The organism is uncultured Shewanella sp. (assembly GCF_947495455.1).
Lineage (GTDB): Bacteria > Pseudomonadota > Gammaproteobacteria > Enterobacterales > Shewanellaceae > Shewanella.
The window spans coordinates 1-12,522 of record NZ_CANLZC010000066.1 but is presented as its reverse complement, the minus strand read 5'-3'; the positions used below and the strand labels follow the sequence as shown (position 1 = coordinate 12,522).

General features: G+C 40.9%; 12 protein-coding genes. 2 read left to right on the top strand and 10 right to left on the bottom strand.

The genetic code is table 11. The features are described 5' to 3' along the window. Position 1 precedes the first annotated feature (1 nt). From Q0791_RS16140 to Q0791_RS16105, 8 genes are all read right to left on the bottom strand, one after another. Positions 2-250 carry a phosphopantetheine-binding protein gene (locus Q0791_RS16140; RefSeq protein ID WP_299008540.1) on the bottom strand — a complete coding sequence of 83 codons (249 nt, stop codon included), beginning with the start codon at positions 248-250 and terminating at the stop codon, positions 2-4. After that, positions 237-1,061 carry a 1-acyl-sn-glycerol-3-phosphate acyltransferase gene (locus Q0791_RS16135; protein ID WP_299008537.1) on the bottom strand — a complete coding sequence of 275 codons (825 nt, stop codon included), beginning with the start codon at positions 1,059-1,061 and terminating at the stop codon, positions 237-239. The genes Q0791_RS16140 and Q0791_RS16135 overlap by 14 nt, the downstream gene beginning before the upstream one ends. Then, entirely contained in the window at positions 1,054-1,791 is a 738-nt protein-coding gene (locus Q0791_RS16130) for a beta-ketoacyl synthase chain length factor (RefSeq protein ID WP_299008533.1), read from the bottom strand. The genes Q0791_RS16135 and Q0791_RS16130 overlap by 8 nt, the downstream gene beginning before the upstream one ends. A 177-nt stretch (positions 1,792-1,968) precedes the next feature. Beyond that, the gene (locus Q0791_RS16125; protein WP_299008530.1) at positions 1,969-2,865 is read right to left on the bottom strand and encodes a DUF3014 domain-containing protein; all 897 of its coding nucleotides are present in this window, start codon (positions 2,863-2,865) and stop codon (positions 1,969-1,971) included. 171 nt (positions 2,866-3,036) lie between these two features. Continuing rightward, complete coding sequence (recG, locus tag Q0791_RS16120; protein WP_299008527.1) at positions 3,037-5,112, bottom strand: ATP-dependent DNA helicase RecG; 2,076 nt, start codon at positions 5,110-5,112, stop codon at positions 3,037-3,039. 129 nt (positions 5,113-5,241) lie between these two features. Next, positions 5,242-6,186 carry a calcium/sodium antiporter gene (locus Q0791_RS16115; RefSeq protein ID WP_299008524.1) on the bottom strand — a complete coding sequence of 315 codons (945 nt, stop codon included), beginning with the start codon at positions 6,184-6,186 and terminating at the stop codon, positions 5,242-5,244. Between the two features lie 196 nt (positions 6,187-6,382). Further along, the gene (locus Q0791_RS16110) at positions 6,383-8,026 is read right to left on the bottom strand and encodes an AMP-binding protein (RefSeq protein WP_299008521.1); all 1,644 of its coding nucleotides are present in this window, start codon (positions 8,024-8,026) and stop codon (positions 6,383-6,385) included. 118 nt (positions 8,027-8,144) lie between these two features. Continuing rightward, a complete protein-coding gene (locus tag Q0791_RS16105) occupies positions 8,145-8,735 on the bottom strand; it encodes a LysE family translocator (protein WP_299008518.1) in 591 nt (196 codons plus the stop codon). Positions 8,736-8,839: 104 nt separating this feature from the next. Between Q0791_RS16105 and Q0791_RS16100 the strand changes: the two genes are divergently transcribed. Both Q0791_RS16100 and Q0791_RS16095 read left to right on the top strand, forming a co-directional pair. Further along, positions 8,840-9,292, top strand: a complete 453-nt coding sequence (locus Q0791_RS16100) for an Lrp/AsnC family transcriptional regulator (RefSeq protein ID WP_299008588.1) — start codon at positions 8,840-8,842, stop codon at positions 9,290-9,292. 172 nt (positions 9,293-9,464) lie between these two features. Then, the gene (locus Q0791_RS16095) at positions 9,465-9,869 is read left to right on the top strand and encodes a DUF4150 domain-containing protein (RefSeq protein ID WP_299008515.1); all 405 of its coding nucleotides are present in this window, start codon (positions 9,465-9,467) and stop codon (positions 9,867-9,869) included. Positions 9,870-9,919: 50 nt separating this feature from the next. Here the strand turns inward: Q0791_RS16095 and Q0791_RS16090 are convergent, their stop codons facing one another. Then, entirely contained in the window at positions 9,920-12,157 is a 2,238-nt protein-coding gene (locus tag Q0791_RS16090) for a multicopper oxidase domain-containing protein (protein WP_299008510.1), read from the bottom strand. 141 nt (positions 12,158-12,298) lie between these two features. Then, positions 12,299-12,522, bottom strand: a 224-nt coding sequence (locus Q0791_RS16085; RefSeq protein WP_299008507.1) for a hypothetical protein, incomplete at its 5' end; no start/stop codon positions are given.

The window sequence follows — 12,522 nt, the reverse complement described above, 5'->3', positions numbered from 1 at the left end:
CTTAATGCGCTTCAATGAAGCTTGCAAGATTACTGACACTGTAAAAGTGTTGTTTGGTTTCTTCTGAGTTTGCATCGATTTTGATATCAAACTGTTTTTTTATGGCTAATCCAAGTTCTAATGCGTCGATAGAGTCTAATCCCAAGCCATCACCAAACAGGGGGGCGTCAGAATCAATATCTTCAATACTCACGTCTTCTAAATCGAGACATTCGATAATTAGTTTTTTTATTTCATTATGTAATTTCATGATTTATATCTAATTGTTGTTTGTAATAGTTTTCTAGATCTCTTGTCATTTGCCGTGCTTTTTTTGCATTCAAACTAAGATCTTCACCATTGGAAGAGCTGTACTCATTATAAGAACGAGGATCCCCTACCTCGACTCGCATACCAATAGTGCGTGCAGGGATATGATACCACGGTTGTTGCTTACTGAGACCAATTGCATTAGTGCGCAATACAATTGGAATAAGCTCTGTTTGAGTGCGTAAGGTGATATTGGCTGCGCCTCTTGCAAATTGGTTAATGATTTCACCCACTTGAGTGCGTGTTCCTTCTGGAAAAATAATCAGATTAGTGCCTGTTTCAAGCTCGAGCTTACAATCATTAAGGAGTAAGTCTGCGCCTCTGTTGGGAATATAACCTGCACTTGACAGGACACCACGTAAGAAAAAATTTCGCCACAAGGCTTGTTTTACAATACAAGCTGCATTGGGGATTAAGCTTATCATCACCACTACGTCAACTAGAGTTGGATGGTTTGCAATGATGATTTTCCCTTTCATGTTACGCAATAAATGAGCATTTTCAGTACTCACCTTAATGATGCCAGCAGCTGTGAGCATAGTCACCATACCTTTGAACATGAGATGAACGGTTTTTCTTACGCGTTTAATCTTTTGCGCGTTAGAGCCTGGCCAAGATTTGAGTAGAGGGAGTAAGGTTAAGGAGCTGAGTAGTCCACCAAGGCCAAACACTACATAGCAGGTGACGCCGCCAAGCCATCTTGGAAGATAAGCCAGTCCAGTGAGTTTTTGAGCGGGAGTAAAATCAGTCAAAAGTTAGGCTCCAGAGTTGATGATTTATCAATCCCACAAGTGGCTTTTTACGCGCTAAAGCTTGAAGTATTTGACCGTAATGTAATAGCTCAGCCGTGTCTTGCTTGCTATTTATGTCAATGGAAAGTTTGGGGTTATATTGAGAGTCTAGGTGCAAATTTTTTGATTGCTTTTTAAGTACAAATGCCATGGCTATGGGCCATTCTGGTTGAGAATTAAAAGTACGAAAAATCGAAGGAACAGGTTCATCACCATAGACAACTAATATGGGTTCGGGGTTTTCATTTAACTGGGCATAGGCTTCTATTAATGCTTGTGATAATGAAGCTGTGCCTGCAGCAATAGCCGTAGAAGGGGCGTAATTTTTTGTTAAAATACTGAAAATACCGCTGGCTGTGTTATGTACAGATTGGCTGAAATGAGTCGGAGAGAGTCCTTGTGAAACGGTAATATCATTAAGCAATGCCATGGTACGATTGATCTCACCATGTTGCGAAGAAAATATGCTACGACATTGACTTGGTGGATTCGTTTGAAAGGCCGCTGCCAATAATATTTTTGTAAGCGGGCTCAATCGCCTACGTTGCATTGCTGGGACTTGTTGAAGTTTAGGCGCTTTTATAGGCGAAGGTGAAGCTGTGGTAGGCGCTTGCCAGTGTTGCCAATCTAAAGCTTCTTGATATAGGGGAGACCAAGCTCCCCAAGAAATAATGTCAAATGTTAACCGCATCGCTGACCTATGCCTGTTTTATTCAATTTTTTACACCGACTGTTCTTGCTAATAATTGTCTAAGATAAAAAATTCGAATGTATGCTAGCCTATGTTTATTATTCTTTTTTTGCGACGAGCATGTTAGCACATATCCCCTTGTAAGGGGATAATGCTATTGGTTAAAAATTATAACATTTATTGTTGATTTTCATTTTGCTGCTTTAACTGTGTTTCGAGGCGGCGTAAAGCGGCTTTAACTTTTCGAGTATTATCAGGCCCCATGCGAATAAGGAGCTTTTGTGGGCCAGCTAATGCTTCTAGCTTAGGATCGGCAAATTTATAATTAACACTGACACTATTGACTTCAATAGGCGTATTAATCACAGGTGTGGCTAGCATAAGATCAATAGCTTTTAACATACGATCGTCAAATTGAGTGTCATCATAGCCAATTTCTGCTAAGGCTTGATTAAACAGTGGCATCATTTGTTTATAGGTGCTAACCAGTTGTTTTTCATTGAGTCCACTTAAAAAATCAGCATAAATATCATATCGATGATAGCTATCAGGAGAGATATATGTTTTATTGCTGACGTCTGAGACCGTGAATTTTTCAGTGGGGCCTTTTATTGGGCTAGCATTACGAGCGACTTCACCTTCTGAAAGATTGTCAACAAAAACCACAAACTGACGGATCAGGTTTTTATCATTTAATATGGGTTGAATTGTCATTCCATCAGCAATGTCGATGGCCTTTTGGTATGCAAACTGATCGCTATCGTTTAGAGGAGGAAGGACTTCCGGCTCTTTCGTTTTCTGTGGTGTTGTTTCTGTAGCGGGCGCTTCAGTATTGATGATTGACGTGGATGTTTCTGGTACTTTTGCCACTGTGTCTAAAGGTTCATCTGGTGTTGCAACCGTTTGGCTCATGTTGTCTTCAGGTATATTTTCAATACTATCTTCTTCCTGCTGGTTGAAATAATAATATGCTCCACCAGCAATGAGAATAATGATGATAATAAATATAATAAGTGGGTTAGAACCAGAGGTTTTTCTCTTTTGAGTGGCCCTATCTTCTTGGTTGGCTTTCATTTATATTCCTCTGCTACTCGGTCGAATTTGTGCCGGTATATTAATGGTCAAATTAACAGGTCTTGCTTGCTGATGTCATCTTAATTAAAGATGTTTAATTTTTGAACTTTATTGATGGAGTTAACTTAGTTATTTCATCCTTAGGGCCGATCTTAATTATTTAACCCTTAATCAGGCTTGTACAAATTGTTCTCTTTCCCCAAGCCATCTTGTAATTATATTATCAACATTATCGGGTGATTGTGCCATTACATGTTGGGCTAATTTTTGAATATGTGGAATTAATGCTTGATCTCGCATCAGATCAGCGATTTTCATGTCGGCAATGCCCGTTTGTTTCGTGCCTAATACTTCACCTGGCCCTCGAATTTCGAGATCTTCTTGCGCTATCACAAAACCGTCATTACTGCGCCTCAATACGCCTAAGCGTTTAGTGGCTGTTTGTGATAAAGGGGGTTTGTAAAGTAATACGCAGTGGCTAGCGGTAGCCCCACGGCCAACGCGGCCTCGTAATTGGTGCAATTGAGCAAGGCCAAGTCGTTCTGGATTTTCAATAATCATCAAGCTTGCATTAGGGACATCGACACCGACTTCGATCACTGTGGTCGCGACCAGTAAGTTGAGATTACCTTGTTTAAAGTCACTCATGATCTGCTGTTTTTCGGCTGATTTCATACGTCCATGCACTAGGCCAATCTTCAGTTCAGGTAAAGCAAGTTTGAGCTCTTCTGCTGTATCTTCAGCCGCCTGGCATTCAAGCACTTCAGATTCTTCAATGAGAGTACATACCCAGTAAGCCTGGCGCTTATCTTTTAATGCGGCTTGCCTGACACGATCAATGACATCACTTCGACGTTGTTCAGCAATGGCGACGGTAGTGACAGGGGTTCTTCCTGGAGGCAATTCATCGATAATTGAAGTGTCTAAGTCAGCATAAGCTGTCATGGCGAGTGTGCGAGGAATAGGCGTGGCTGTCATAATTAATTGATGAGGATGAAAGCCTTGGCTGATGCCTTTCTCTCTTAATCCTAATCGTTGATGAACACCAAACCTGTGCTGCTCATCAATGATGATAAGTGCCAACTTATTAAAGCGCACTTGTTCTTGAAAAATAGCATGAGTGCCTATGATCATATGAGCTTTGCCGGAAGCTATATCGGCTAAAGATTGAGCTCTTACCTTGCCTTTTAATTTGCCCGCCAGCCATCCAATGGTTAGGCCAAGTGGTGTAAACCAAGCATTAAAGTTAGCGGCATGTTGTTCAGCTAACAATTCTGTTGGGGCCATCATTGCCACTTGATACCCACTTTCGATAGCTTGCAGGGCAGCAAGTGCGGCCACTAAGGTTTTCCCCGATCCCACGTCTCCTTGTACCAAACGCATCATAGGGTGTGCTTTGAGCAGATCTTGCTTAATATCATTAACCACTCTTTGCTGCGCTCCCGTTGGAGTAAAAGGCAAAGAGGCTAAAAAAGGACTGATCAATTGTTGGGTAGGCGGCATTGTCACGGCATTGTCTTTATTAGCACTTTGTCGTAAACGTAACATACTCAGATTATGTGCTAACAATTCTTCTTGTATCAGCCGTTGTTGAGCTGGATGTGTGCCTTGTTCTAATTCATAAATTGAAACATCGTTACTAGGGCGATGTAAAACTTGTAAAGCTTGCTCTAAACTTAAGCTGTTAGGCCTGAGGTGCGCGGGTAGGAGTTCCGGCAAGGCATCTTTATTGAGTAAATTAAGGGCTTGTTCAGTGAGTTTGAATAAGCTGTTTTGTTTAAGGCCTTCAGTGGTCGGGTACACAGGTGTTAACACATTAGTTTGTGGTAGTGTTTGACCTTCTTGCAGAACTTTATATTCAGGATGCACCATTTCTACTTGGTGCTTTCCACGTCTAATCTCACCGTATGCGCGTATGGTCATTCCTGATATTAGGCTATTACGTTGTGTGGCTGAAAAATTAAAAAAGCGCAGTAATAATTGGCTTGTTTCATCTTGAACAAGGCAAGTGAGCATGCGTTTGCGACCATGAATAACTTGGCTTGAAATGATAGTGGCTTCTATGGTGCCATAAGTCCCTGGATATAATGTGCCTATGGCGTAAATTTGGGTACGATCTTCATAGCGTAAAGGGAGGTGGAACAACAGATCTTGAACCGTTTTTATATTGAGTTTGTTTAGACGTTGTGCCATTTTTGTGGCAACGCCTTTCAGATCTGTAATGGGGGTAAGATCTAATTTTTGCAAACTTTACGTTTCCAACCACTGTAAATTTATACATATACTATCAGATAAATTGTTGTTGGCAATCCTAGAAAACTTAAGCTTATAAAATATAGGCTTAAGTTTTATGTTGGCTGTTATTTTTAACTGTCTTCAGGCAGAAGCATTACTGACTAAATAGCCGATGTAGCATAAGTATCCAATTAATAATATCATGCCTTCTCGCCGACCAATACGATATCCCGTCCAAGCAAAAGGTAAGGTCATCACTGCTAGCATCAACATCACGCTAAAATCAATGGTTTTCATGCCTTCAGCGCTGATGGGATGAATAATGGCTGTTACGCCTAAAATACCTAAAATGTTAAAGATATTTGAACCAACGACATTGCCGATAGCAATATCGCTATGGCCTTTTCGTGCCGCCACAACTGAGGTCACCAATTCCGGCATGCTGGTGCCAATGGCAACTATGGTAAGGCCGATGACAATTTCACTTATACCGAAGTGCTTGGCGAGAGTGATGGCGCCATCAACAAAAAGAATGCCGCCCCCCACTAGCATAGCGATACCCGTTCCAACGAAAAGAAGAGATAACATAAGATGTTGAGGCTGCTGATTGACAAGTTCGCTGTTATCACACAGGTTATTTTCTTTGCGAGAACTGATGTAGCTGTACCCTAAGTAGATACTCAATAGCGAGGCTAATAATGCGCCATCCCATAGACTGAGCTCTCCGTCAAGCAATAACCACCAAAAGAGCATGGAAGCCATAATCATTAGAGGAATATCGCGTTTAACCATTTGTGATTCGACTCGAATGGGTTTGATAAGCGCAGTGATGGCGAGAATAAGCCCAATATTGGCAATGTTGGAGCCAATCACATTGCCTATGGCTAAACCGCTGTTTCCGGCTAAAGCCGCTTTTAAACTGACAGCTAATTCAGGTGCACTGGTTCCAAAGGCGACAATGGTTAAACCGATAATTAAAGGAGCGACACCTAAGCGTAACGCGATTGCACTGGCCCCCCGCACAAGTGCTTCTGCACCTAAGGTTAAAATAAGAAAGCCTGCGAGTAGTGAAAGAGTGATCAGCATGTGGATTGCATTTTAAGTCATCATTGAAGAGTCAGAATAAAGGCTTAAGCTGACATGGCAATGAGTTTAATGCGATTGCATGAATATTTCGTATTTTATTCTTGAATAAAAGATATCAATTAGCTGATTTTAATACATAAAAAACACGCAATGCTGCGTGTTTTTTATTGTTAATTAAATTTTGCGATTTGTAATATTAAAGTTCATTTTCCCAACGTATTTGACCACCTCTTAGATCTTCAAGTCTTTCTATATAACGTGATTCTAATATGTGGCGTTTAATTTTAAGGGTTGGAGTCAATATATCATTTTCAACACTCCACACTTCATCTGTGATAACAATGGCATCGACTTTTTCATGGGATTCTAGATGAATGTTGATGTTGTCTAAGGTTGCTTTTAATGACGTTCGTACTTCTTCTCTGTGTTGTAAGTTGGCGCCTTCTGACAGTTGAACTAAGGCGATAGGGTGGGGTAAGCCTGAGCCAATGACGCAAATTTGTTCGATATGGAGATCTTTTGCAAGCTTAGTTTCAATGGGGACTGGCGCGACATATTTGCCTTTTGATGTTTTAAAGTTATCTTTTACTCTACCTGTAATAAAGACGTAACCGTCATCATCTATCGTACACAAGTCTCCTGTGAGGTAGTAACCTTCATCTGTAAAGCTTGCTTGGGTTAATTCGTCATTTTTATAATAGCCTTGCATGAGTCCTGGGCTTTTAACTAGAAGCTCGCCTTGGTCACTTTGTTTAATATCACAACCTTCAACAGGTTTGCCAACAGTGCCAATTTTATTGGAATTAAAGGGAATATGAACTAATGAAAAAACACTGTTTTCGGTCATTCCCCATCCTTCGCTGATATCAATGTCAATATTGTGATACCACTCGATGAGTGAAGGAGGAATGGGGGCTGAGCCAGAGGCAAAAGTGTGGCATTGACTGAAGCCTAAACCTGCTTTAATTTTATTCTTGATTAGTGAGCGTATGATGGGAATTTTTAAGAGTAAATTGAGTTTGCTAGCGCCTATTTTATCGATGATATTTTTTTGAAATAGGCTCCATAATCGAGGTACAGAAAAGAATAAAGTCGGAGCGGCTCTTTTAACATCTTCAATAAAGGTATCTAAGCTTTCAACAAAGGCGACACTGACACCGGAGTAAATTGAGCCGCCTTCAATGACGACGCGTTCTGTAATATGGGCTAAGGGAAGGTAAGACATAACTCTGTCATCAGGGCTAAGCTTGACTTTTTTTATGGCGGCTTCTGCGGTCCAAGAATAGCTAGAAAAATGATGGATAACGCCTTTAGGCTTACCCGTCGATCCTGAGGTGTATACGATACTCATTACGCTATCGAGTGATGGAAGAGGCACGTCTTTTAAAGGCTGACCTAAAGATAATAACTGCTGCCATTGGTACTGTGCAGGCATGGTCTCATAAGGCATAGAAAGCCTGAGCATATCACCACTGATCCCAGCTTCTTGCTCAGGCCAGCTATCGAGTTTACCTATGATAATGGCTTTAGAATCACTGTGCTCTAATGTATAACGTATTGTATCGGCATTGGCTGTGGGATAGATAGGTACACTGACATAGCCTGCATACATTAAGGTGAGATCGGTAATAAACCATTCTGCGCAGTTTTTTGATAAAATGGCAATTTTATCACCTGGGACTAAACCTAGGTGACGCAATCCTCCAGCGAGTTGCTGCACTTGATCGTACACATCTTTCCAAGTGAATTCTTTATATTGACCGTTAATGGGTTGCTTTAGGTAGACTTTGTCTCCTTGGGTGGCAACCCAATGCTCGAGCATTTCAATAGGACTTTTCATCAACACTCAACTCCATTTGCTATTTTTGTTTGCTTGTTTTTTATCCTTAAATCAGTATGGACATTTTTGTTATCTAAGACAAATAGTTTTATATGCGGATTAAGCAAATCATTATTTATCAAAATAACAAGGGGTAAATAGAGATGATGAGTAGTCCAGCCATAAAGAGATTAAATGCACGTAATCGCTTTGGATTGGATAAGAGTTGACGGGATTGTTGCCCTAATAATGTCCAAAAACTGACAGAAGGCAGATTGACACAGGCAAAAATAACAGCGCAGATCATGATTGCCTGTAGGCTGTGTGATGGAGAATAGGCACCGATCGCGGTCAGCGCCATAGTCCATGCTTTTGGGTTTATCCATTGAAATCCGGCTGCTTGTAGGAATGTCATAGGTTGCGCAAGAGACCGAGAACCTTGTGTTGTGTCGGTTGTTGCAATTTTAAAGGCTAAATACAATAAATAAATAATACTGACTACCCTTAATATGGAATAACTTGATGGGTATTGATCCAAAAACTGGCTTAAACCTGTACCTACCAGCAATACCATAAAACTAAACCCAAGCCCAATACCGAACATATGAGGAATGGTTTTTGAAAAACCAAAATTAGCACCTGAGGTTGCCAGCATGATGTTATTGGGGCCGGGGGTGATGCTGGAGACAAAAGCGAAAGTAATGAGTGCACTTAATAAGCTGAAATCCATAGAATCGTCTCTTAAAACAATAATAATCAGTATGTGCAATTATAATTTTTATTAGTTCGTGTTATCTTGCTTTTTTGGTTTAAAATAAACTTTATATGCAATATATGGATAAAATGGATAGAATAAACGCAAGAATATTGCAAGAGCTTAAATTCGACGGCAGAGTCAGTAATACTGAGTTGGCAAACCGAGTGGGTTTATCACCGTCTGCTTGCTTAAGGCGAGTGCAGGAATTGGAAAGGCTGGGTGTGATCTCAGGCTATCGAGCGGTATTAGATCAATCTGCTTTGGGGGTTGGTTGTATTGCTTATATCGCGGTAGGGCTGAGCGATCATAGTAAAGCGGCGCAACAAGCGTTTGAAGTCGCGATTACGCGATCCGTTGAGGTAAGGGAATGTCATAATATTACTGGCTCTTATGAATATTTACTAAGAGTAGAAACACAAGATTTGGCCGCTTATAAAGTGTTCCACACTGAAATCTTGGGGACCTTACCACAAGTCAATGAAATAACGACTTATGTTGTTATGGACTCACCAAAAGATGAGCGTGCTTGAGGATAAGCTTTTCACTTCTTTTCATTTCTGGAAGTTATTCGACGTTGTCAAATGATATGGCAAATGATAAGGTTCATTCGTGGCTTTGGAATAAATCGATATTGGGAGTCAGTTCGTCTTTTTGGATGAATGAAATGCCACAGAGGCTTTTTCTGTAATCTGTGAGGTGGTTATGTACGCGAATACAACCCTGGGTGGAACTCATTATGCTTATCCTGATACTTGCTATACCTTAGTAGGTACAGCCACCTCTGCGATTCCGTATCCTAATATAGCAGAAGGAACCATGTGTGATCCTTCAACAGCAGTCACGACAGTATTAATTGATGGTGGCTCCACAATAACACAAACATCTAGCATTACCTTAAGCACTGGAGACAGTACTGGCGCATTGGGTGGCGTGGCATCAGGGCAGATGATGGGACCCGCTAGCTTTACGTTGGGAAGCACTAAGACATTGTTTGGTGGTCAGTTTGGGCAAAGGCTGACGAGTACCACAGCACAAAATGGCACATCACCTAACTGTGTCGGTGTCACACTGGTGCCTTCACAGTATAAAGTGATGCTATTAACTTAAATTGTAAAATTGATATACCGCACAATTTATATACCGCACAAGAGCCCCCCTTAGAAGCGAACAGAGATACCGGCTCCTCCGTAATATTCAGAATCATAATTGACAGTGAAACTGACTCGGCGTGTTATCCAATAGTTTAAACCGACTCCCCAACTGCTATAAGCATAAGAATCATATTCAAACTCAGTGGTTAAACTGAGTCTGTCAGTGATTTGAAAAGGCTTGCTGAGTTGAGTGCGCAGATTGCCTCTATGATCGACCCAATTTAAACTATCAATGTCAAAAGGCAGTAAATAATAAAAACCAAACACGCCTCTGTTTCTGTGAGGCTCCATGTCTGTATCGGCATCAAATCCAGCATACAAAGAAAAGAAGCGATTAAAATAGCGATAGTAACCTAAGCTGACATCGTATTCATCATTCCAATCATATTGCCAATTAAGGGCGATATCATTGCGTGAATTGGTCGTCATTAATACCCCTTCAGTCATTTGGCTAAAAAAGCCTGCATCAGACCAAGTATACCAAGGGTCTTCATAAGCCTTTTCTCGTTGTGCCATGATTTCTGGTGCCACTTCCGTTCCTTCATAATGAACGATACGTTCCATGCCTGATACCATATGGTAGAGGTTGTGGCAGTGGAAAAACCAGTCTTTCTCTTCATTTGCGGCAAATTCAATAATCGTCGTTTGCATGGGAGCAATGTCGACAGTGTGTTTCAGTGTCGAATAGTCCCCTTGTTCAGTGACGACGCGAAAAAAATGTCCGTGAAGATGTAACGGATGACGCATCATGGTTTTATTGGTCATGATAAAGCGAACATTTTCACCTTTTTTGATCGCTATGATGGCATCTTCTGCTAAGGTTTTACCATTGAATGTCCAGAGGTAGCGATCCATATCACCGGTCAAATTCAGTGTTATTTCTCTCCAAGGACGGCTCTTGTCCAGTGTTGTTTTATCGAGCGAACGCAGCTTTCCATAAGGCGCACCAGGTCGCTTATCTGGCGTGCCTCCTGTAAATTCATTTTTCATCATACCACTCATGCCGCTCATATCACGCATGCCACTCATGTTATTCATGTTTGCCATCTTTTTCTTTGGCATCTCTGTTTTCATTGAGGGCATTTTGCTTGCTGGCATGCTTGTATTTGTTACAGAAGAAGAATCCATTTTGGACATTTTCTCTGTTGCACTGGTTTTTTTAGGCATACTTTTCATGGCGATCATTGCATCGGTCATATCAACACTAAGCTGATAAATATCAGGCTGAGGTATGTCAGTTGCAGCATGTTGTTGGCTATTGAGATCGCCTATCCATGTGGAAGTGTAACCTGTGCCATCGAAAGAGGTCGCGCGAAATTCATATTGCCCGTTTTGTGGTACTTTGATCAAAAAGTCATAGCTTTCTGCTGTCGCAATTAATAATCTCTCAAGATTAGTGGGCGTAATATCAAGCCCATCTGCGGCAATGACTTTCAAAGGGCCGCCTGCGTAATTTAAATAAAAATATGATGACGTACTGGTATTGGTCACTCTTAAACGCAACAACTCACCGGGCTTACCTTTAATTTGCCAATGGGGCTGACCGTTTGTCATGAAGGTATCGTAACCGACGTCAGATAAGTCCGCATCCAGTACGTTATAGAAGTTCCTTTTAATTAAATTACCGAAGCTATTGCTTTTTATCGCCCCTGTGATTGTCTGGACTTGGTTTTTTTTCAAAGAAAAATAAGGGCTGTTTCGCTTTAAACTCCGTAAATTATGGCTTGGTATGTCATCATTCCAGTCGCCTATGCTTAACACGACATCTCTGGGAGCATCCTTTTTGACTGTTTTGGGATGGATAACTATGGTGCCTTTAAGGCCATATTGTTCTTGTAAGCCAAAATGGGAGTGATACCAATAGGTACCAGATTGGATCAGAGGGAAGCGATAGATTTCTGTTGCTCCCGGTAATACAGGCAAAGTTGTGACATAGGGAACCCCATCAACCGCATTGGGCACCAATAAACCGTGCCAATGAACGGTTGCTGGGACAGGTAAGGTATTGGTGACTTCCATAACGGCGATATCACCTTCAACGAATTCTAATGTTGGGCCGGGCATTTGGCCGTTGATGGTGATTGCATCAATGTTTTTTCCAGTTACATTGACTGGGCCCTTAGCTATGGTTAAATGGTAATGGACTTCTTTTGCTTGAGCATCTGTAAGTAAAAAAAACATCAAATAAACAACTGATAATAGGGTAAATACTAGGTTAAAGTGAGTGTTTAACTTTGGTGTCATGATCCATTCCTTGAAGCAATATTAATGCCCTGTAGACTGAGTATGAGCTTAGATCCTTAAAGGTTCATTTTTTAAGCATAAGAATAGAACTGACTTTTGGCTAATTTTAATGGCTCAAAAAAGTGCAAAAGACATCAGTTATTAAAATTTTATTGGGATCACAAGCGAAGTGAGCCAGATCACGATAATTAATAACGCATAAGTTAGAAACACGAAGAAAATTTGGCGGGTTATTGATAATGTTTTGTTTTTCATTTTGTGTGTGTCATGAGTACCTTTTTGTGCATGTTGTGCATGTTGTGCATGTTGTGCATGTTGTGCATGTTGTGCATGTTGTGCATGTTGTGCATGTTGTGCATGTTGTG

Excerpts from the sequence above, each read along its gene's own strand:
- Q0791_RS16140 (WP_299008540.1), bottom strand. The coding sequence starts at position 250 with ATGAAATTACATAATGAAATAAAAAAACTAATTATCGAATGTCTCGAT.
- Q0791_RS16130 (WP_299008533.1), bottom strand. The coding sequence starts at position 1,791 with ATGCGGTTAACATTTGACATTATTTCTTGGGGAGCTTGGTCTCCCCTA.
- Q0791_RS16125 (WP_299008530.1), bottom strand. The coding sequence starts at position 2,865 with ATGAAAGCCAACCAAGAAGATAGGGCCACTCAAAAGAGAAAAACCTCT.
- Q0791_RS16115 (WP_299008524.1), bottom strand. The coding sequence starts at position 6,186 with ATGCTGATCACTCTTTCACTACTCGCAGGCTTTCTTATTTTAACCTTA.
- Q0791_RS16110 (WP_299008521.1), bottom strand. The coding sequence starts at position 8,026 with ATGAAAAGTCCTATTGAAATGCTCGAGCATTGGGTTGCCACCCAAGGA.
- Q0791_RS16105 (WP_299008518.1), bottom strand. The coding sequence starts at position 8,735 with ATGGATTTCAGCTTATTAAGTGCACTCATTACTTTCGCTTTTGTCTCC.
- Q0791_RS16100 (WP_299008588.1), top strand. The coding sequence starts at position 8,840 with ATGGATAAAATGGATAGAATAAACGCAAGAATATTGCAAGAGCTTAAA.
- Q0791_RS16095 (WP_299008515.1), top strand. The coding sequence starts at position 9,465 with ATGTACGCGAATACAACCCTGGGTGGAACTCATTATGCTTATCCTGAT.
- Q0791_RS16090 (WP_299008510.1), bottom strand. The coding sequence starts at position 12,157 with ATGACACCAAAGTTAAACACTCACTTTAACCTAGTATTTACCCTATTA.